Annotated in this window: 21 protein-coding genes and 1 tRNA gene; 11 read left to right on the top strand and 11 right to left on the bottom strand. The window is 64.1% G+C overall.

What is annotated here, in order from left to right; all coding sequences use genetic code 11:
- Positions 1-28 precede the first annotated feature (28 nt).
- Complete coding sequence (locus PTE30175_RS00840; protein WP_150695153.1) at positions 29-961, bottom strand: LysR family transcriptional regulator; 933 nt, start codon at positions 959-961, stop codon at positions 29-31.
- Between the two features lie 130 nt (positions 962-1,091).
- Here PTE30175_RS00840 and ilvD point away from each other — a divergent pair, with 130 nt between their 5' ends.
- Both ilvD and PTE30175_RS00830 read left to right on the top strand, forming a co-directional pair.
- On the top strand, positions 1,092-2,765 hold the full coding sequence (gene ilvD / locus PTE30175_RS00835; RefSeq protein WP_150695152.1) for a dihydroxy-acid dehydratase: 1,674 nt from the start codon (positions 1,092-1,094) through the stop codon (positions 2,763-2,765).
- A gap of 162 nt (positions 2,766-2,927) precedes the next feature.
- Positions 2,928-3,314, top strand: a complete 387-nt coding sequence (locus PTE30175_RS00830; protein WP_150695151.1) for a c-type cytochrome — start codon at positions 2,928-2,930, stop codon at positions 3,312-3,314.
- Positions 3,315-3,343: 29 nt separating this feature from the next.
- Here PTE30175_RS00830 and PTE30175_RS00825 read toward each other — a convergent pair whose 3' ends face one another.
- From PTE30175_RS00825 to PTE30175_RS00815, 3 genes are read right to left on the bottom strand one after another with little or no spacing between them, the layout of a single operon-like run.
- Entirely contained in the window at positions 3,344-3,679 is a 336-nt protein-coding gene (locus tag PTE30175_RS00825) for a DUF2486 family protein (protein ID WP_150695150.1), read from the bottom strand.
- Positions 3,676-4,092: a DNA polymerase III subunit chi gene (locus tag PTE30175_RS00820; RefSeq protein ID WP_150695149.1), complete on the bottom strand. Its 417-nt coding sequence runs from the start codon at positions 4,090-4,092 to the stop codon at positions 3,676-3,678. Before PTE30175_RS00820 ends, PTE30175_RS00825 begins: the two co-directional genes overlap by 4 nt.
- Complete coding sequence (locus PTE30175_RS00815; protein ID WP_150695148.1) at positions 4,089-5,618, bottom strand: leucyl aminopeptidase; 1,530 nt, start codon at positions 5,616-5,618, stop codon at positions 4,089-4,091. Before PTE30175_RS00815 ends, PTE30175_RS00820 begins: the two co-directional genes overlap by 4 nt.
- A 92-nt stretch (positions 5,619-5,710) precedes the next feature.
- On the opposite strand from PTE30175_RS00815, the gene lptF reads away from it, so the two are divergent.
- The 3 genes from lptF to PTE30175_RS00795 are packed head-to-tail and all read left to right on the top strand — an operon-like array spanning position 5,711 to position 8,355.
- Positions 5,711-6,835 (top strand): LPS export ABC transporter permease LptF, encoded by a 1,125-nt coding sequence (gene lptF / locus PTE30175_RS00805; protein ID WP_150695147.1) that lies wholly within the window; start codon positions 5,711-5,713, stop codon positions 6,833-6,835.
- The gene (lptG, locus tag PTE30175_RS00800; protein ID WP_150695146.1) at positions 6,836-7,978 is read left to right on the top strand and encodes an LPS export ABC transporter permease LptG; all 1,143 of its coding nucleotides are present in this window, start codon (positions 6,836-6,838) and stop codon (positions 7,976-7,978) included.
- Positions 7,978-8,355: a sirohydrochlorin chelatase gene (locus PTE30175_RS00795; RefSeq protein ID WP_150695145.1), complete on the top strand. Its 378-nt coding sequence runs from the start codon at positions 7,978-7,980 to the stop codon at positions 8,353-8,355. The genes lptG and PTE30175_RS00795 overlap by 1 nt, the downstream gene beginning before the upstream one ends.
- A 106-nt stretch (positions 8,356-8,461) precedes the next feature.
- On the opposite strand, the gene cobA is transcribed toward PTE30175_RS00795, so the two are convergent.
- The 5 genes from cobA to PTE30175_RS00770 all read right to left on the bottom strand — a co-directional run bounded on the left by cobA (position 8,462) and on the right by PTE30175_RS00770 (position 13,205).
- The gene (gene cobA, locus PTE30175_RS00790; protein ID WP_150695385.1) at positions 8,462-9,214 is read right to left on the bottom strand and encodes a uroporphyrinogen-III C-methyltransferase; all 753 of its coding nucleotides are present in this window, start codon (positions 9,212-9,214) and stop codon (positions 8,462-8,464) included.
- Positions 9,215-9,222: 8 nt separating this feature from the next.
- A complete protein-coding gene (locus tag PTE30175_RS00785) occupies positions 9,223-10,524 on the bottom strand; it encodes a sulfate adenylyltransferase subunit 1 (protein WP_150695144.1) in 1,302 nt (433 codons plus the stop codon).
- A 53-nt stretch (positions 10,525-10,577) separates the two neighbouring features.
- On the bottom strand, positions 10,578-11,525 hold the full coding sequence (gene cysD, locus PTE30175_RS00780; RefSeq protein ID WP_150695143.1) for a sulfate adenylyltransferase subunit CysD: 948 nt from the start codon (positions 11,523-11,525) through the stop codon (positions 10,578-10,580).
- An 80-nt stretch (positions 11,526-11,605) separates the two neighbouring features.
- Positions 11,606-12,376, bottom strand: coding sequence for a phosphoadenylyl-sulfate reductase (locus PTE30175_RS00775; protein WP_150695142.1), 771 nt, complete (start codon positions 12,374-12,376; stop codon positions 11,606-11,608).
- A gap of 52 nt (positions 12,377-12,428) precedes the next feature.
- A complete protein-coding gene (locus tag PTE30175_RS00770) occupies positions 12,429-13,205 on the bottom strand; it encodes a sulfite exporter TauE/SafE family protein (RefSeq protein ID WP_150695141.1) in 777 nt (258 codons plus the stop codon).
- Between the two features lie 124 nt (positions 13,206-13,329).
- Here PTE30175_RS00770 and PTE30175_RS00765 point away from each other — a divergent pair, with 124 nt between their 5' ends.
- The 6 genes from PTE30175_RS00765 to PTE30175_RS00740 all read left to right on the top strand — a co-directional run bounded on the left by PTE30175_RS00765 (position 13,330) and on the right by PTE30175_RS00740 (position 19,076).
- Positions 13,330-14,271 carry a CysB family HTH-type transcriptional regulator gene (locus PTE30175_RS00765; RefSeq protein ID WP_150695140.1) on the top strand — a complete coding sequence of 314 codons (942 nt, stop codon included), beginning with the start codon at positions 13,330-13,332 and terminating at the stop codon, positions 14,269-14,271.
- A gap of 341 nt (positions 14,272-14,612) precedes the next feature.
- Positions 14,613-16,316 (top strand): FAD-dependent oxidoreductase, encoded by a 1,704-nt coding sequence (locus PTE30175_RS00760; RefSeq protein WP_150695139.1) that lies wholly within the window; start codon positions 14,613-14,615, stop codon positions 16,314-16,316.
- 1 nt (position 16,317) lies between these two features.
- Complete coding sequence (locus PTE30175_RS00755) at positions 16,318-16,524, top strand: DUF2783 domain-containing protein (RefSeq protein ID WP_150695138.1); 207 nt, start codon at positions 16,318-16,320, stop codon at positions 16,522-16,524.
- Between the two features lie 138 nt (positions 16,525-16,662).
- Positions 16,663-17,823, top strand: a complete 1,161-nt coding sequence (locus PTE30175_RS00750; RefSeq protein WP_150695137.1) for an ABC transporter substrate-binding protein — start codon at positions 16,663-16,665, stop codon at positions 17,821-17,823.
- A gap of 114 nt (positions 17,824-17,937) precedes the next feature.
- Positions 17,938-18,819 (top strand): NAD(P)-dependent oxidoreductase, encoded by an 882-nt coding sequence (locus tag PTE30175_RS00745; RefSeq protein ID WP_150695136.1) that lies wholly within the window; start codon positions 17,938-17,940, stop codon positions 18,817-18,819.
- A 172-nt stretch (positions 18,820-18,991) separates the two neighbouring features.
- Positions 18,992-19,076: transfer RNA gene (locus PTE30175_RS00740), tRNA-Leu, on the top strand.
- A gap of 417 nt (positions 19,077-19,493) precedes the next feature.
- Here PTE30175_RS00740 and PTE30175_RS00730 read toward each other — a convergent pair.
- Together PTE30175_RS00730 and PTE30175_RS00725 are read right to left on the bottom strand one after the other, a co-directional pair.
- Positions 19,494-19,829: a type II toxin-antitoxin system HicB family antitoxin gene (locus PTE30175_RS00730; protein ID WP_150695135.1), complete on the bottom strand. Its 336-nt coding sequence runs from the start codon at positions 19,827-19,829 to the stop codon at positions 19,494-19,496.
- A complete protein-coding gene (locus PTE30175_RS00725) occupies positions 19,826-19,996 on the bottom strand; it encodes a type II toxin-antitoxin system HicA family toxin (protein WP_338044395.1) in 171 nt (56 codons plus the stop codon). Before PTE30175_RS00725 ends, PTE30175_RS00730 begins: the two co-directional genes overlap by 4 nt.
- Positions 19,997-20,333: the final 337 nt, after the last annotated feature.

Below are 20,333 nucleotides of genomic sequence, written 5' to 3'. Positions count from 1 at the left end.
GCCGGCGTGTTATTCGTATTTCCATGGATTACGCCGGCCCGTGGGCCATGTCCTGCGGCAGCGCAGGCAGCCGTAGCGCCACACCGCGCGCGGTTTCCAGAAACCCTTCCAGCACCGGCGTGACTTCCGCGGTGCGCCACAACAGCCCGGTCTCGATCAGGGCGTTCCTTGCCCGCAACGCACGATACACCACGCCAGTTCGCCGCAGATGACACAACGACTGCGGCACCAACGCCACCCCCATGCCCGCGGAGACGAGACTGACGATCGTCTGCATCTGGATCGCCTCCTGCCCCACGCGCGGCGTCAGCCCGCATGCACTATAGCAACCCATAATGATGTCATAAAAGGCCGGCGCGACGCGGCGCGGAAACACGATCAATGGCTCGCGCGCATAATCGTTCAGGCTCACGGCTTCGGTACCGGCCCCGGCGCGGTCTGCCGGAAGGGCCAGCATCAGCGGCTCGCGCACGATCGGCAAATACGACAACTCGCTTGCGAAACGCGCCGGCACCGGGGGGATGAAAAGGCCCGCATCCAGGCGGCCCGCCATCAAGGCCTCGATCTGCACGTCGCTCGTCGCCTCCAGCAACTGCAACCGCACGCGCGGGTAACGCTCGCCGAACTCTCGCAACAGTGGCGGCAGGATGCCATAGTCGGCGGTTGAGACAAAGCCCAGCGACAAGGTGCCGACTTCGCCGTGCGCCAGTCCTTGGGCGAGCGCCTTCAGGCCGTCGGCATCGCCCAGGATGCGCCGCACCTCCGGTAGCAGCTGGCGCCCGACCGCAGTCAACTCCACCGAGCGCTTGGTGCGCACGAACAGCGGCGCCCCGAGCGAATCCTCGAGCGCCCGGATTTGTTGCGAGAGCGGCGGTTGGGTCATCGCCAACCGCTGGGCCGCGCGCCCGAAATGGCGCTCTTCGGCGACGGCGACGAAATAGCGAAGCTGACGAAGATCCATGATATGTTTTTCGACTTAATACGAGTCAAATAATATATTTGACATTCAGATAAGGAAAGACGATTCTTGTTTGCCTGAAAATACGCGCCGCGCCGCCAGCAGCGCGCCCCATGGAACGAAGGAGATTGTCATGGCCTACAACCGCCGCTCACGCAACGTCACGCAAGGCGTGGCGCGCTCGCCCAATCGCTCGATGTACTACGCGCTGGGCTACAAGGAAGAAGATTTCGAGAACCCGATGATCGGCGTGGCCAACGGCCATTCGACCATCACGCCGTGCAATGCCGGCCTGCAACGCCTGACGGACGCCGCAGTCACCGCCATCAAGGAAAGCCAGGCCAACGCGCAGACGTTCGGCACGCCGACGATCTCGGACGGCATGTCGATGGGCACGGAAGGCATGAAGTACTCGCTCGTGTCGCGCGAGGTCATCGCCGACTGTATCGAAACGGCCGTGCAAGGCCAATGGATGGACGGCGTGGTTGCCATCGGCGGCTGCGACAAGAATATGCCGGGCGGCATGATCGCGCTGGCGCGCATGAACGTGCCGGGCATCTACGTCTACGGCGGCACCATCAAGCCGGGCAACTGGAAGGGCAAGGACCTGACGATCGTTTCGTCGTTCGAAGCCGTGGGTGAATTCACCGCGGGCCGCATGACCGAAGCGGACTTCAAGGGCATCGAGAAGAATGCGTGCCCGAGCTCGGGTTCGTGCGGCGGCATGTATACCGCCAACACCATGAGTTCGTCGTTCGAAGCGCTCGGCATGTCGCTGCTGTATTCGTCAACGATGGCCAACCCGGACCAGGAGAAGGTCGACTCGGCGGCCGAATCGGCGCGCGTGCTCGTCGAAGCCGTGAAGAAGGACCTGAAGCCGCGCGACATCATCACGAAGAAGTCGATCGAAAACGCGGTGGCGCTGATCATGGCGACGGGCGGCTCGACCAACGCCGTGCTGCATTACCTCGCCATCGCGCACGCCGCTGAAGTGGAATGGACGATCGACGATTTCGAGCGCATCCGCCGCCGTGTACCGGTCATCTGCAACCTGAAGCCGTCGGGCCAGTATGTCGCGACGGATCTGCATCGCGCCGGCGGCATCCCGCAAGTGCTCAAGCTGCTGCTCGACGCGGGCTTGCTGCACGGCGACTGCATGACGATCACCGGCCGCACGATGGCTGAGGAACTCGCGAACGTGCCGTCGGTGCCGCGTGAAGACCAGGAAGTCATCTTCCCGATCAGCCGCGCACTGTACAAGGAAGGGCATCTGGCGATCCTGAAGGGCAATCTCGCCGAAGATGGCGCGGTTGCGAAGATCACCGGCCTGAAGAATCCGGTCATCACGGGCCCGGCGCGCGTGTTCGACGACGAGCAAAGCGCCATGGAAGCGATTCTCGCCGACAAGATCCAGGCCGGCGACATCCTCGTGCTGCGCTACCTCGGCCCGCAAGGCGGCCCGGGCATGCCGGAAATGCTGGCGCCGACCTCGGCGATCATCGGCAAGGGCCTCGGCGAGTCTGTCGGCTTCATCACCGATGGCCGTTTCTCGGGTGGCACCTGGGGCATGGTGGTCGGTCACGTCGCGCCGGAAGCGTTCGTCGGCGGCACCATCGCTTTGGTCCAGGAAGGCGATTCCATCACGATCGACGCGCACAAGCTGCTGTTGCAACTGAACGTGGCCGACGACGAACTGGCGCGCCGCAAGGCCGCGTGGAAGAAACCGACACCGCGTTACACGCGCGGTGTGCTGGCCAAGTACGCCGCGCTGGCGCTGCCGGCCAACAAGGGCGCGGTGACCGGCTGATCGGGGCTGATCGCCCCCGCACCTTCGCACGTCCCGGGAGGGCGGCCGCGCAAAGCGGCTGCCCGTATAATGGCCCGGCGATGCAGCGTCTGCCCCGAATAGATAACACGGACAACTGGGCATCAAACGCGCATCGCGGCCATTCAACTCGGGGAGTGTCGAATGAAAGCGTCAACCAGCCACGTCGACAGCGTCTTGCCCCGGCGTCGCGCCGGGCGCGTTGCCAGGGCATTGTGGTTCCTTGCCGCCGGCCTCCCGGCTGGCGTCTCGCTCCCGGCGGCCGCGCAAAGCGCCCAGGCGCTGCAAACCCTCGCGCAACAACGCAATTGCCTGACCTGTCACGCCACCGATCGCCGTGTGCTTGCGCCGTCGTTTCGCGACATCGCACGCCGATACGCGGGGCAGAATGAAGCGCCGGACCAACTCGCGCGGGCGATCGTCAGCGGAAGCAGCGGAATTTGGGGGACGATCCCGATGCCGGCCAATCCGCAACTGGACCCCGGCGAGGCGTCGCAGCTCGCCCTCTGGGTCCTCAGCCTGACGAAGTAGCGTCTGACGGAAAACGCGCAGGCGCGCGTTCAGCGCGACCCGCGCGCCATCTCGTCAAGGATCGCCTGACGGATGCGCGAGGGCAGTTGCTGCTCGAGTTCATCGGCGACCTGCTTGCCGATGAACTGGACGAGCCATGCGATCTGATCGATCAGGGCGTCGTGGCAGCGCCGCTCCACCAGCGTCGTGATGTCGTCCGCCAGTTGCAGCGTCAAGCGGGCGCTGACGCGCTCGGCCAGCCCTGCGATGTCGGACGGAACACCCTCGGCCGGCGGCGCCGCCGGCGGGACTGCGCCCGGCGAGAGCACTTCCGTCAACGTCGGAATGCCAGGGTCGGCGCGTTCGCCGTCGGGAGTCGATGTCATGCGCGTTGGTCGTAGTTGTTGAGCGTGTAGCCCCGGTCACGGTAGAAGCGGTAGCGCTCGCGCGCGCCGGCCAACTGCTCCGGCGTCTCGCCGACCACCTCCAGCACCCGCTCGAAGCGCGCAAAATGCGTCGGCACCGACACGCCGAGGTTGAGCAGCACCTGATGATGCTGCGCCTCGTCGTCCGGCCCCGCCAGCAGGACCGGCGACTGCGCCGCAACCGCATCGCCATTCATGCAATGCGGCACGAACTCGAGCGGCGCAAAAGTCCAGAGCGCCTGATCGAACTCCCGCAGCAGATCCGGCTCGGCTACCACGACCAGCCTCTGGCCGCTCAGGTAGACCTTGCGCGCGAGCCGGCAGGCGTAGGCCAGCCGGTCCGCGACATGGGTGTGGAAGTCGACGCGTGTCACCGGGCTTCGCGATCGATCAGGAACTGCGTCAGCAGCGGCACCGGACGGCCCGTCGCTCCCTTGGCCGCACCGCTCTTCCAGGCCGTGCCCGCGACATCCAGGTGGGCCCATTCGTATTTCTCGGTAAAGCGCGCGAGGAAGCACGCGGCCGTCACGCTGCCGGCCGGACGTCCGCCGATGTTCGCGACGTCGGCGAAGTTCGACTTGAGCTGTTCCTGGTATTCGTCCTCGACGGGCAGACGCCACGCCGTGTCGCCCGCCAGGCGGCCGGCAGCGAGCAGTTGGTCGGCCAGGACATCGCTTTTCGAGAACAGGCCCGAGTTGATGTGCCCGAGCGCGATGATGCACGCGCCGGTGAGCGTGGCCACGTCGATGACGGCAGCCGGCTTGAAACGCTCGGCGTAAGTCAGCGCATCGCACAGGATCAAGCGGCCTTCCGCATCGGTGTTCAGGACTTCGATGGTCTGGCCCGACATGCTGGTGACGATATCGCCCGGCTTCGTGGCCAGGCCGCTCGGCATGTTTTCGGTGGCGGGGACGATGGCGATGACATTGAGCTTCAGTCCCATTTCCGCCACGGCGCGCAGGGTGCCGAGCACGGAGCCCGCACCGCACATGTCGTACTTCATCTCGTCCATGCCCTCGCCCGGCTTGAGAGAGATGCCGCCCGTGTCGAACGTGACGCCCTTGCCGACCAGCACGATCGGCGCATTCTTGGCGGCCGCGCCCTGGTACTTGAGGACGATGAACCGCGGCGGCTCGACCGAACCGCGCGACACGGACAGGAACGCCCCCATCTTGAGCGCTTCGATCTGCTTCGGCCCGAGGATTTCGGACGACAGCTTGAATTCCTTCGCCAGACTCCTGGCCGTCTCGGCCAGATACGTGGGCGTGCAGACGTTGCCCGGCAGATTGCCCAGATCCTTCGTCAGCGCCATGCCGTTGGCGATGGCGCCACCTTGCAGGGCGGCGTTCCGGGCGGCCTTCACATCGTCTGCGGCAACCGTCAGCACGACCTTGCGCAGGGCCGGCGCGGGGGCTTCGACCTTGCTCTTCATCGCCGTGAAGCGATAGGTGGCATCGCGCAGGGCGATCACCGCCGTGCGCACCGCCCATGCAGTGTCGCGGCCGCTCACCGGCGTCGCGGTCAGCGACCAGAAGGCATCGGCGGCGCGGGTGGTAATCAGTGCGCGCACAGCGGCGCGCGTGGCTTCAGCGAAGGACTTGGCATTCAGTTGCGCTTCGCGGCCCATGCCGACGAGCAGGACGCGCGCGGCGCCCCAGCCGGCGACTTCGTGCAGGAGGACCGTGCTGCCGAGCTTGCCGTCGAGCTCGCCGCGCTTTACCATTCGCCCCAGCAAGCCCTTGCTCGCCGTATCAAGCTGTTTGGCGAGGCCCGATAGCGCCTGTTGTTCGAACACGCCAACCACGAGACAATCGGTCTTGACGTTGATCGCGTCGCCGCCGGCGGCCGCGGCCGTCTTCAGGCCTTTGCTCGGTTCGGAGGCTTTTATGCTAAAGTCCATCGCGCTTATCCTCGGATAAAATTCGTTCGAGCCGCAATTATCCGCTTTTTTCCGCGCTCGCCCAACCGCGACCGCCATCCACACTCCGTCACATGATTTTTCAGCGTTCCCTGCAGCGCGAGCTGAATTACACCGCCGGGGCCGTTTTCATGGTGCTGATCACCGTCATGCTCACCACCATGATGATCCGCATTCTCGGCTTCGCGGCTTCGGGTCGTGCCGACCCGCGCGACGTCCTGGTGCTGATCGGCCTCGCCGTGGTCGGCTATCTCGCCGTCATCCTGATCGTCACCCTGTTCGTCTCGATCCTGTTTGTGCTGACGCGCTGGTACAGGGACTCCGAGATGGTCGTCTGGTTCGCTTCGGGCCTGTCGATCACCGATTTCATTCGCCCGGTGTTGCGATTTTCGGCGCCGTTCATTGCGGTGATCGCATTTTGCGCACTGGTCGCGTGGCCGTGGGCCAATCAGCAGATCGACCTGCTCCAGCAACGTTTCGCCCAGCGCGACGACGTCTCGATGATCGCCCCCGGCCAGTTTCGCGAGTCTGCGGGCAATCATCGCGTCTTCTTTGTCGAAGGCGTGTCGGCCGACGCTACGCACGTGCACAACGTGTTCGTGTCCGGCACCGAGAGCGGCAAGGTCAACGTGGTCGTCTCCAAGGAGGGCCGCATCGAATCGGCGCCCGATGGCGACCGTTATATCGTGCTGGAAAAGGGCCGCCGATATGACGGCGAACCCGGCAAGCCCGACTACCGCGTCATGGAGTTCGAACGCTACGGCGTGAAGATCGACAACAAACCCGTGAGCAACGCCGAGAACGCGCCGACGAAGGGCGTGCCGACCGCCACCCTGTTCCGCGAAATGACGCCCATCTTCCAGGGCGAAATCGTCTGGCGCTTCGGCCTGCCGATCCTGGCGCTCAATCTGGTGCTGCTGGCGATCCCGCTGGCCTATCAGAATCCGCGCCATGGCCGCACGGTCAATCTGATCATGGCCGTGCTGATCTATCTCTCCTACACGAATCTGTTGAGCCTGTCGCAGGCGTGGGTGGCGCAGGAACGCTTGCCGCTTGCCATCGGCGTCTGGCTGTTACATGTCATCGCCTGCGGGGTGATCGTGCTGCTGTATCTGCGGCGCGTGCGCTTCCGCGGCCTGTTCAGCGGCCGCTTGCGTGTGGGCAGCCTGTTCGGCCGCGGCGCCAAGGGAGCGCGCTGAATGCGGATCTACGAACGCTATTTCGCGCGCCAGATCTACCTGGCCTTCATTTTCATCCTGCTCGCCTTTGTGGGCCTGTTCGTGTTCTTCGATCTGGTCGGCGAGCTCGGCGACGTGGGGCGCGGCGGCTACAAGTTCCAGCACGCGCTGCTCTACGTGATGCTGTTCGCACCACAGCGGATGTACGAAATCATTCCGGTCGCCACCCTGATCTCGGCGATCTACGTTTGCGCCCAACTGGCCGGCAATTCGGAATTCACCATTTTCCGCGTCTCGGGCCTCGCCACGATGCGGGCGCTGCGCTCGCTGCTGAAGATCGGCTTGCCGCTGGTGATCCTGACATTCATGATCGGCGAACTGGTCGCGCCGCACGCCCAGCAACTGGCGCAGCAGATTCGCCTGGAGGCGCTTGGCAATTCGGTGTCGTCCGGCTTCCGTTCGGGCGTCTGGGTCAAGGACACGCTCGGTCAGGACGACAGCCGGATCACGCGCTTCATCAACGTCGGCACGCTCAATCCCGATAACTCGATCGCCAACGTCCGCATCTATGAGTTCGATGCCAATTTCCGGCTCGACAGCGTGCGCCTGGCGGCGGACGGCCGGTTCGAACAGCCGAACTACTGGCGTTTGACGAACGTCTCGGAGACGCGTTTCCAGGCCGCACCCGCCGCCGGTTCCGCCAAGCCCGATCCCTTGCGCGCCGTGGTCGAATCGAAGCAGGTCCATATTGACGACGTCCGCATGAAGTCGGAACTGACGCCCCAGATCCTGTCGGTACTGATGGTGCAGCCCGACAACATGGCGATCTACAGCCTCTACAAATACATCGGCCACTTGAAGGAAAACCAGCAGAACACGGATCGTTACTCGCTGGCCCTGTGGCAGAAGATTCTGTATCCGTTCGCAGTGTTCGTGATGATGGCGCTGGCGCTGCCGTTCGCGTATCTGCATGCGCGGGCCGGCGCCATCGGGCTGAAGGTATTCGGCGGCATCATGCTCGGCATGAGCTTCCAGCTGCTCAACAGCCTGTTCTCGCATCTCGGGCTGCTCAACACCTGGCCGGGGTGGTTCACTGCAGCCCTGCCTTCCGCGCTTTACCTGGTTCTCGCGATCGTGGCGCTGCGCTGGGTGGACAAGCATTGATGGGCACGCCTGGCCTGATCCTGTTTGGACATGGCGCGCGCGATGCGCGCTGGGCCGAACCGTTCGAGCGGCTTCGCGAACGCGTCGCCCAACAACGCCCGGATGCGCACGTGCGGCTCGCGTTTCTCGATCTGATGACGCCAAACTTGCCCGACGCCGTCGCCGAGCTGGCCAGCGCCGGCTGCACGGATGTCACGATCATCCCGGTCTTCTTTGGTCAGGGCGGCCATGTGCGGCGCGACTTGCCGGCCATCGTTGCGCAGTGTCAGGCCGCCCATCCAGGGGTTGCCATTCGTTCCGCCACGGCTGTCGGCGAAGACGATGACGTGCTCGACGCGCTCGCCGCCTACTGTCTGCGCATGCTGGGCAGGGCCTAGGCGCACGCCGCGTCACGCGACATGTCCCGCCCTCAGGAACAAAAGCCCGGTTTCCCGGGCTTTTTAACATGACTTCGCGGATCGCGTCGCGCGCGCCACACACCGCCTACGCTGCTGCCAGCACCTGTGCCAGCAATGCCGGCGTGCTGACTTGCGCATTGGCGAAGGCCTCGCCGATCAGCAGCACGCTCGGCTGTGCCGCATCGAACCACTCGGCCGCACGACCGTCGCGAACGTCGCCCAAGGTCAGCTGCACGCTGCGCTCGCGCGGCGTTGTTGCCGCTTCCACGATCGCCACCGGCGTCGCAGCGGCGCGGCCGTGGGCAATCAGTTCCGAAGCGATGCGCTGCGCCGCGTCGCGCCCCATGTAGTAGACCAGCGAATCGGCCGATGCTTGCGCCGTGATTTCGGCGGAATCCGCCGCACGGCTTTGTGTCGCGAACGCGACGCTGCGGGCCACGCCACGCAGCGTCAGCGAGCGCTTGAGCGACGCGGCGCTCGCCAGCGCCGCCGTGATGCCGGGCACCACTTCCACTTCGATCCCCGCCGCTTCGCAGGCGCGAAGTTCTTCGTCCGCACGGCCGAAAAGCATCGGGTCGCCGCCCTTCAGGCGGACCACGACGCCATGCGTCCTGGCGTAGTCGACCAGCCGCTTGTTGATGAAGTGCTGCGCACTCGAATGCCGGCCGCAGCGTTTGCCGGCAGGGACCAACCGGGCTTGCGGCGCGAGCGCGAGCATCTCGGGCTCGACCAGCGCGTCGTGCAGCACGACGTCAGCCATCGCGAGCAAGCGCGCGCCGCGCACCGTGATCAGGTCCGCAGCCCCCGGGCCGGCGCCGATCAGGTAGACCTTGCCCATGTCCGTCGTCACGCCGCCAACGTGCGGATCATGCCCGCAGCGACGGTGTGATGCGTCGCCTCGTCAATCAGCACGAACGAACCCGTCGCCGGATGCGAATCGTAAGTGTCGGCCGCGAGCGGCTTCTGCAGACTCAGCTGCACCGCGCCGATGTCGTTCATCGCGAGCGTGGTCTTGTCCGTGCCGTGAGACAGCGTGGTGACGTCCAGCACCGTGTCCACGCTGCCGACACGCACATACACCGTGCTCGTCGCCTGCTTGAGCAGATACTTGCGCTGCGGCGACAGCGGTTCCTCGTCGAACCAGCATACGTCCGCGCCCAGCTTGCGCGACGGCTGCAGCGCCGATTCCGTCGACACGAAGGTGTCGCCGCGCGAGACGTCGACATCTTCCGCCAGACGAACCGTCACGCACTGGCCGGCGAACGCCTGATCCAGCAAGCCGCTCGGGCCGACGATCTCGGCGACGGTCGCGCTCCGGTTGCTCGGTAGAACGCGCAACGATTGGCCGACGCGGATCGCGCCCGATTCGACACGGCCCATGTAGCCGCGGAAGTCGTCGGCCTGGCTGCCGTCCTGGCGCGCCACCAGTTGCACCGGGAAGCGCAGCTCGCCGTCTTGCTCGGCCACGGGCAGCGATTCAAGCACGTCGAGCAGCGGTTCGTCCTGATACCAGGGCATCTTTTCGCTGGCGAACACGATGTTGTCGCCCTTGAGCGCCGACACCGGCACGAAACGCACGTCTTGCAGGCCCAGGCGCTGCGCGAGTTCAAGATACGCCGCGCGGATGGCATTGAAGCGCGCCTCGCTGAAGTCGATCAGGTCCATCTTGTTGATGGCGACGATCACGTGCTGCAAGCCAAGTAGCTTGACGATCGCGCTGTGGCGCTTCGTCTGTGCCAGCAGTTCGGTCTGGCCATCGACTTCCGTCACGCGCGTGGCGTCGACCAGAATGATCGCCGCATGCGCGGTCGAGGCGCCCGTCACCATGTTGCGGGTGTACTGCTCGTGTCCCGGCGTATCGGCGATGATGAACTTGCGGCGCGCCGTCGCGAAATAACGGTAGGCCACGTCGATCGTGATGCCTTGCTCGCGCTCGGCTTCGAGGCCGTCGGTCAGCAGGGAGAAGTCGATGTCTTCACCGGCCGTGCGCTTGTGCTTGGCGCGCGACAGGGCGGACAGTTGGTCGGTCAGCACCGACTTGCTGTCGTACAGCAGGCGGCCGATCAGGGTGCTCTTGCCATCGTCGACGCTGCCTGCAGTAATGAAGCGCAGCACGCCAAGGTCTTCGTTCAGGGGGGTGAGGCTCATGATTCTCGATTCCGTATTCGTTGCATCCAGCGGCGTCGTGCGCCAGCCTGGATTTAGAAATAGCCTTGCTTCTTGCGCTGCTCCATCGCCGCTTCGGACGCTTGATCGTCCATGCGCGTGGCGCCGCGTTCCGTGATGTCGGTCACCGCCGTCTCGGCGATGATATCCACCGCGTTGGCTGCGTCGCTCGCCACCGGGCAGGTGCAACTGATATCGCCGACGGTACGGAAACGGACCGAGGCGAGTTCGCTCGTCTCGCCGTCCAGCTTCGGCGTGAGCGGCGTCACCGGCACCAGCAGGCCGTTGCGGCGCACGATTTCACGCTCGTGCGTGTAATAGATCGACGGCAGGTCAAGGTTTTCGCGGGCGATGTATTGCCACACGTCCAGCTCGGTCCAGTTCGAGATCGGGAACACGCGCAGATGCTCGCCGTTGTGCAGGCGCGCGTTGAACAGGTGCCACAGTTCCGGGCGCTGCGCCTTCGGATCCCACTGGCCGAATTCATCGCGGAACGAGAAAATGCGCTCCTTCGCACGGGCCTTTTCTTCATCGCGGCGTGCGCCGCCGATCATCGCGTCGAAGCCGTGTTCGGCGATGGTCTCCAGCAGCGTCACGGCTTGCGCTGCGTTGCGCGAGTCGGTTTCGCGGCGCAGGCGGACCGTCCCCTTGCGGATCGAGTCTTCCACATGGCCGACGACAAGCCGCGCGCCGAGATTGCGGGCGTGACGGTCACGAAACTCGATGACTTCCGGATAGTTGTGGCCGGTATCGATATGGACGAGCGGAAACGGCAGTTCCGTCTTGCGGTTCGGACCGAGGCCGAAGGCCTTCAGCGCCAGATGCAGCACGACGACCGAATCCTTGCCGCCCGAAAACAGCAGCGCCGGGTTGCGGCACTCCGCCACCACCTCGCGCAAGATGTACATCGATTCGGCTTCGAGCCAATCGAGATGGTCCATCCGGGTTTGCCCGGTCTGTACAACTTCGTGCATCGCGCCCATGTCGTCCTTCCTCTATCCTTGATTCGTCAGATTCTGTCGGCGGCGCCCGGCTCATGCCGAGGGCGCCTGCCCTGTGTTCGTCAGTGCGGCTGCACCACCGTCACCGGAATGCTCTTGAGATTGCTCATGTGCAAGCCGCATTCCTTGCTGTCCTTCGACTCCCACCACCAGCGTCCGGCGCGGCTGTCTTCGCCCGGCTTGATGGCGCGCGTGCATGGCTCGCAGCCGATGCTCGGATAACCGCGCGCATGCAGCGGGTTCACGGGCACGTCGCGCGCGGTCAGGTACGCCCAGACCTGCGCTTCCGTCCAGTCGAACAGCGGGTTGTACTTGGCGATGCCGCGGGCGTCGTCATGTTCGTTCAGCGACAGTTCCCCGCGCGTCACCGACTGCTCGCGGCGCTGGCCGGTCAGCCACGCGTCGGCATCGGCCAGCGCACGGCCCAGCGGCTCGACCTTGCGGATCTGGCAGCATTGCTTGCGCAGGTCCACGCTTTCGTAAAAGGCATTCTTGCCATGCGCGGCGACATACGCCTCGACGTCGTCCTGGCGCGGCGCGTATTCCACGATCGAATAGCCGTAGCGCGCCTTGACCTTGGCCAGCATGCCCACGGTTTCGTCATGCAGACGGCCCGTATTGAGCGTGAAGATCTCGATCGGCAGTTGATTGCGCAAAATCGCGTGCGTGAGCAGCATATCTTCTGCCGCGAGACTGCTGGCGAATTTCACGCGGCCTTGCGGGCCGTGCGCGTGCGCAATACGCGTCAGGCGCTCGACCAGTACCGCTTCGAGATCGTCGAGCGTGGCGGCGTCTTGCGTACCGTCGCGATCGGGGGAAATGTCGTTTCGCATGCAGCGAACTCCTTGTATTGTCTGGGAACTGCTTGTCAAGCCGCCGGCCGCATTACGCGACCAGCTTTACGGCCGCGAGCGTCAGCGTCGCCGCCAGGGCGCCGCGCACAATGCGCTCCGGCAGGTGGCGGGTCAGCTTTGCGCCCAGCCAGATGCCCGGCAATGAACCGATCAGCAGGCTGCCGAGCAGCGTCCAGTGCACCGTGTTGAGCCAAATATGGCCCAGGGCGGCCATCGCCGTCAGCGGCACCGCGTAAGCGATGTCGGTGCCGGCGACTTCGGCCGGCTCCAATTCCGGATACAACAGTAGAATCAATGTTGCGCCGACGGCACCGGCACCGATCGACGACACCGTAACCAGTACGCCGATCACTGCACCGACGAACACCGTGGCTGCTGCCTGGTGCCGCCCGTGCAGTTGCCACGCCGGATGCGCGCGCAGGGCGCTCAGCAGACGGGCGCGAAACAGCAGCGACAGGACCGTGAGCAGCACCGATACCGCAATCGTCAGCTTGATGGCGTGCAGCGCACCGGCTTCGATGCCGCCCAGGCGCTTCAACGCCAGGATCGTGACCAACGCCGCCGGCAGCGCACCGAACGTCAGACGCTTTACGATCGCCCACTTCACGTGGCCGTGCGAACGGTGTGCAGCGGTACCGAAGCTTTTGGTAATGGCGGCGAAAGCCAGGTCGGTCCCCACTGCCACCGGGGCCGTATAGCCGAGCAGCAACGTCAGCAGCGGGGTCATCAGCGAACCGCCGCCCACGCCGGTCATGCCGACCAGCAGGCCGACGCCAAAGCCGGAAATCGGTTCGAGCCAAAGCGACATGGGGTTAGGTTCCTAAATGCCTGTCGGGAATAACGTTATCGAAACAATGAGCCAAATCGTAATGAAAACCCTATATACTTCAAACGAATAAAAAATTGTTTGTATATTTTCCAAAGTTATACAAATGAACCTGCACCAATTTCGATTCGTCCGCGAGGCGGTCCGTCAGAACTTCAATTTGACCGAGGCCGCCAAGGCGCTATTTACGTCCCAACCGGGTGTTTCCAAGGCCATCATCGAGCTCGAGGAAGAGCTCGGGGTCGATATTTTCGCCCGTCATGGCAAGCGCATTCGCAACCTGACCGAGCCCGGCCGGATCATCTTCGAGTCCGTTGAGCGGATCCTGCTCGAGGTCGAAAGCCTCAAGCGCATCGGCAAGGACTACGCCGCGCAGGATCAGGGCAACCTGACCATCGCCACCACGCACACGCAGGCGCGCTATTCGCTGCCGCACGCGGTGGCGGAGTTCAAGAAGCGCTTTCCGAAGGTGCGGCTGTCGATTCTGCAGGGCAGCCCGACCCAGATCGCGGACATGGTCTTGCACGATCAGGCAGACATCGCCATCGCGACCGAAGCCATCTCGGGCTATAAGGATCTCGTCTCGCTGCCCTGCTATCAGTGGCACCACGTGGCGGTCGTGCCGCCCGATCACCCGCTGCTGCAATTGCAGAACGTCGGCGTCGAAGACCTCGCGCGCTACCCATTGATTACCTACGATCCGCAGTTCGCCGGGCGCGCCAAGATCGATCAGGCGTTCGCCTTGCGGCACATCCAGCCGGACATCGTGCTCGAAGCCATCGACGCGGACGTCATCAAGACTTACGTCGAACTGGGGCTGGGCGTCGGCGTGCTGGCCGGCGTGGCGTTCGATCCGGAGCGCGACCGCAATCTGCGTGCGATTCAGGTCGGGCATCTGTTTGGCTCAAACGTTACCCGTGTGGCGCTCAAGCAGGGCGCGTATCTGCGCAGCTACGTCTATACGATGGTCGAATTGCTGTCGCCCATCCTCACGCGCAAGCTCGTCGAGCAGGCCCTGCGCGGCGAGCACGAGAGCTACGAGCTGTAAATCCGCCCGATGACGCACGACGGACACGCCATGACCGGGTCCGTCGGCGCGCCATGCCCGCCGCCTCCGCCCTCCGCCCTCCGCCCTCCGCCCTCCGCTTTCCGCTTTCCCGCTTCGTTCCCCCTCCCTTCCCGCCTCGCCCGCTATCCAGCGCGGCCTATTTTGCGTGCATTTGCGTTTTCACCGCCGTCGCCGGATGCCGTCAGCCGCATCACGCCAATTTGCCACGCGATGCGCGTAAACCCCGACCCCGTACGCTGGCGACACGCCAATAATTACGTTATAGTAAATTCATATCACAATACGTAATTTCAGACAGCTTTCGCAGGAGACAACGCATTGTGCTGAGCACATATACCTATCCTCGCTTCGCCTACCGCACGCCGCCCGAGCTGGCAAGCGTCTCGACAGGCGAAAACGCAACGGCGGGCGCACACCGCTACCCGGTTGTCGTCGTCGGCGCGGGGCCCATCGGGCTTGCGACGGCGATCGACCTGGCCCAGCAAGGCGTGCCCGTGGTCGTGATCGACGATGACGAAACCGTCAGCGTGGGCTCGCGCGGCCTTTGCTACGCCAAGCGCACCCTGGAAATCCTCGACCGGCTCGGCTGCGGCGACCCGGTCGTTGCAAAGGGCGTGTCCTGGCATGTCGGCAGGGTGTTCTTCGGCAAGGAGGAGGTGTACAACTTCGAGTTGCAGGCCGAACCCCATTACAAGCGCCCCGGCATGGTCAATCTGCAACAGTATTATCTGGAGCAGTATCTGGTCGAGCGGGCGCAGCAGTTGCCCAATCTTGACCTGCGCTGGAAGAGCCGCGTCGTCGGCATCGAGCAACACGGCGACGGCGCCGAGTTGCGTGTCGAGACGCCTGAAGGCGAATACACAATCGCGGCGCAATGGGTCGTGGCTTGCGACGGCGCACGCAGCCCTGTGCGCAAACTGCTCGGCGTCGACGTCGAAGGCAAGATCTTCAAAGATCGCTTCCTGATCGCCGACGTTGTCATGAAGGCCGATTTCCCCGCCGAGCGCTGGTTCTGGTTCACGCCGCCGTTTCACAACGGCCAGTCGGTGCTGCTGCACCGCGAAGCCGACAACGTCTGGCGCATCGACTTCCAGTTGGGCTGGGACGCCGATCCGGAAGAAGAGAAGAAGCCGGAGCGCGTGATCCCGCGCATTCGCGCCATGCTTGGCCCCGACGCCGAGTTCGAACTCGAGTGGGTGAGCGTGTATACCTTCCAGTGCCGCCGGATGGCGGATTTCCGTCATGGCCGCGTCCTGTTCGCAGGCGATGCCGCGCATCAGGTCTCGCCATTCGGGGCACGCGGCGCGAACTCGGGCATTCAGGATGCCGACAATCTGGCATGGAAGCTCAAGTATGTACTGGCGGGCGTGGCGCCCGAATCCTTGCTCGACTCCTACAGTCAGGAGCGTGGCCGCGCGGCCGACGAGAATCTGCGGCACTCCACCCGTTCGACCGATTTCATCACGCCGAAGAGCGCCGTCAGCCGGTTGTTCCGCGACGCCACCTTGACACTGGCGCGCACCGCGCCGTTCGCGCGCGCGTTGGTCAACAGCGGACGGCTCTCAACGGCAACGCTCCTGACGGACTCCCCGCTGAACACGCCGGACGCGCCCGACGCCGGCTTCCCCGCGCGCATGGCGCCGGGCACGCCGCTCGACGACGCGCCTGTGACCGATGCCGCAGGCGCGCAGGGCTGGCTCGTTGAAAAGGCCGGCAACCGGTTTGTCGGCCTCTATTTCGCGGGGGCGGATGCGCCCGGCGCGGCCCGGTGCGCGGCACTGCGTGCGTTGGCCCATACGTCAGCGCCGATTGACGTCCTCGTCATCGCCAGCGTGCCCGGTTTGGCGGCCGACGGACTGACTGTCCTGCATGACGCACAAGGCATTGCGACACAGCGTTATCACGCGCAGCCGGGGACGTTCTATCTGGTGCGTCCCGACCAGCATGTATGCGCGCGCTGGTGCGCGTTCGATCCGGCCGCGGTGGCCGCTGCCCTTGCCCGCGCACTGGGTCTGGAGGACTGACATGGCACTGATGCTCGACAACAACTTCAGGCAACCGGATGACGTCTATCACGCGATCATCGACGCGCACCGCGACTTGTCCGATGCGCAGAGCCAGGCGATGAATGCGCAGTTGGTCCTCCTGCTCGCCAATCACATCGGCGACGCCACCGTGCTGGACGAGGCGTTGGCGCTGGCGCGCAACAACGCGTTGGCCATGCCGGCATAAGCCGGAAACGCGCGCGAATTTTTTTCCGGCAATCGCGGCCAACGCCTGAAACCCGCTCGGTGCCGCGCGGAGGTCTTCCGCCTGCCATAGCAAGCACAGCTAAGGTATGCTTGCGTGACTCGTTCCCAAGGAGACCTCATGCGCGTTCCCCCTCGTCCGCTCGTTATGGTGGCGGCTGCCGCCCTGCTGGGTGCGGCCACGCTTGCGCGTGCCGACGTCACCGTCGGCATCGACCTTTCTTCGACCGGCCCGGCGGCGGCGATCGGCATCGCGAGCAAGAACGCGATCCAGCTGTGGCCTGACCAGATCGGCGGTCAGAAGGCGCATTACATCATTCTGGACGACGGCTCCGACCCGGGCGCCGCGGTACGCAACGTGCGCAAGCTGATCAGCGAGAACAAGGTCGACGTCGTTGTCGGCCCGAACATCACGCCGAGCGCGTTGGCCATGCTCGATCCGGTCTCCGAGGCGGAAACCCCGATGATCACGCTGGTCGGCTCGGCCAGCGTTGTGGAGCCGCAGGATGCGAAACGCCAGTGGGCCTTCAAGATGGCGGCCAACGATTCCGCCATGGCCGACGTCATGACGCGCTACATGGCCAACCATGGCGTCAAGAACGTCGCGTTCATCGGCTTCGCAGATGCTTACGGCGAGAGCTGGTGGCGCGAATTCTCGAAGTTCGCCGAGCTCCGCAAGCTGCATATCGTCGCTCAGGAGCGCTTCAACCGTACCGACACGAGCGTGACGGGCCAGGTGCTCAAGCTGATGGCGGCCAAGCCGGACGCCGTGCTGATCGCCGGTTCCGGCACGCCGGCGGCGTTGCCGCAGCGCACCTTGATCGAGCGCGGTTTTGGCGGCAAGATTTACCAGACGCACGGCATCGCCACCTACGACTTCATTCGCGTGGGCGGCAAGGATGTCGAGGGGACCCTGTTCCCGACGCAACCGGGCGTGGTAGCCAAGCTGTTGCCCGCGAACCACCCGGCGCGCACGGCGGCTTTGGCATTCACGAAAAAGTATGAGGCGAAGTTCGGCACGGATACCGTGACCCAGTTCGCCGCCGACGCCTACGGCGTGTGGGACCTGCTCAACAATGCGGTGCCGCGTGCGGCCAAGACGGCGCAGCCGGGCACGCCGGCCTTCCGCCGCGCGTTGCGCGAGGCGCTAGAGAATACGCGTGACCTGCCGATTCCGAACGGGATCATGAACACGAGCCCGCGCGATCATGTCGGACTTGACCAGCGGGCAAGCGTGATGGGGCAGATCAAGGGCGGCAAGTTCGTCTACGTGGCTGACTGAGGCTGACGTTGGAGGGGCCGCATCGGCCCGCCGGCTGGCAGACGCGGCACGTCTTCCGGTCATGGCGGGACGGCGCGGCCTTTTTTGCATTTCGGGACTACGAGTACGACAACAATGACGAAAGAGACAATTGCCTTTATCGGGCTCGGTTCGATGGGTGGGCAGATGGCCCGTCATCTGATGGACGCCGGCTACGCGCTGCGCGTTTATGCGCGCCGGGCGGAAGCGGCGGCCCCGTTCGTCGCGCACGGTGCGACAGCGTGCGCGACGCCGGCTGAAGCGGCACGTGGCGCGGATTTCATTGTGACGAATGTCACGACCACGCAGGACGTGGAGAATGTGCTGCTCGGTGCCGACGGCGTGATACATGGCGCGCGGCGCGGCGCGATTTGCGTCGATCACAGTACGATTTCGGCACAAGCCACGCGAGGCATTGCGGCGCGTCTGGCCGAAGCCGGCATCGAGATGGTCGACGCGCCGGTGTCGGGCGGCCCGACGCGCGCCGAGGATGCGACGCTGTCGATCATGGTCGGCGGCACGGATGCCAACGTGGCGAAAGTGCGCCCGCTGCTGGAGGCGCTCGGCACGACCATCACGCACGTGGGCGGCATCGGCACCGGGCAGGTGGCGAAGGCGTGCAACCAGATCGTGCAGGTAGTGAACATCCAGGGGATCGCGGAGGCGATGCTCTACGCGAGCCGCAACGGGGCCGATCTGGACAAGGTGCTGGCGGCGATTTCGCAAGGTTTGGCCGGTAGCCGCATGCTCGATCAGATGGGCCCGAAAATGGCGCATCGGGATTTCGCGGCGGGGATTGAGGCGCGCCTGCACGACAAGGATTTCGGGATGATCGCGGAGGCGGTCGAGGCGGCAGGGCTGGATTTACCCGCGATCGCGCTGGTCAAGCGGCAATTGTCCGCGCTGATGGCGCAGGGGTGGGGGCATGACGATACTTCGTCGCTGTTTCGCGTGATCGAGGCGCAGCAAAAGGGGTGAAACTGTCTTCCGTTTCGGCGGGCGCCAGGTTCGGGCCTGAACGCGGGCCTAAAATTTGCGTGGAATGCAGGGTGGGTGCTTGTACGACGGTTGGTTTTCGTTCATAATCTCGCCTTCGTCCGGTGCCAAAAGCCCGGACAGCGCCGACGGGTCTTCCGACCCGCACATGGCCGCCCAGGTGGTGAAATTGGTAGACGCAGGGGACTCAAAATCCCCCGCCGCAAGGCGTGCCGGTTCGATTCCGGCCCTGGGCACCACAGTCTTTATATGGGATTTGGCGAATTTGCCTAAATCTCTTCCGCTCCGCAATTCTCCTTTTGCTCCGCAATTCCGGTTATTTGGTCGGCGCGACCTTGTCGCCCAGGCGAGCTCGCACGCAGTGTTCCGTCATCGCCACTGACGTATGGCCGAGTTGCTTTTGCGCCTTGCGAATGTCGCCCGACGCTTCCGTTTTGTCCGTTCCTGCCTTCGCCCTCAGGTCTCGAAACCGGAAGGCGTCTTTGGATAGCCTGCGATGGAAACAGGAAGTCGAAAAGCCGCCAAATCTCCGTCAATAGATGGCACGTCCTCAAACGGACCGATCATGAACAACGGCGTCAGAAAAAACTAAGGCTGCCCGGAGGCAGCCTGAAGATCATCGCCGAGCGCCAACCGGCCCGGCAAGTTTGAATGCATTAAACGTGAGCGGCCTGTTCCAGCACCTCGTCCGCCCACTGATTAATGCTCTTGCCCGCCGCTTGCGCTGCGATGCTGACCGCCGCATGAACTTCCGGCCGGATTCTTAACATCAGTTTCCCTGACGCCGGTTTGTGCGGATCACGACCGGTACTTGCGCAGTCGGCAAGATAATGGTCCACAGCCTCATGAAACGCTTCCGTCAGACTTGCAACGGTGTCCCCGTGGAACGTGATGCTATCCGCAATACCAAGCACTCGCCCAACGAAGATGCTGTCTCTCGGATCGAACTCGACCCGCCCACTATATCCCTTGTAATTCATTGCATGACTCATGGCAAGATCCCCAATTCCGCGAACCACTTCCGTAGCTCCTCGACCTGATACTTCTTGGCTTCCTTTCCCGGATGAGGTCGATGCATATACAAACGGCGTCCACCAAGCTCAAACGCGATCCGGGAACCATCCCCTTCTCTGACTTCGCCACCGACGTTGGCTACCAGCGCTTCGATGTCCGCGAATACGATCCCGCCAGACGTTGGCCGGTGAAAAATTGCATCAAGGGTCTTTCGGTGCTTGGTTTTCATCGATTTTTATGATAGCAAAATCTGCTATCAAATGCAATCATTTTTTGATATCACGGGCAGGACCGAGCGGAAGGCCGAGAGTGCGAGAACACTGACACTGATCCCGCTCCGCAACGGTTTTCATATTTTTGCGGAATATTCCGCAAATGCCTGAAGCCGCTCGTTCGCGCCAAGGCAGCCACACACTCCAGCCGTTGGGTTAGCGCGTCTGCCTCTCAGGCTGCGCATGCGGAATGCGCGCTAGCGTGCTTAT

This window comes from Pandoraea terrae (assembly GCF_902459695.1).
GTDB lineage: Bacteria > Pseudomonadota > Gammaproteobacteria > Burkholderiales > Burkholderiaceae > Pandoraea > Pandoraea terrae.
Note: the sequence above shows the minus strand (reverse complement) of the source record. Positions and strands in the feature narration are given on the sequence as shown.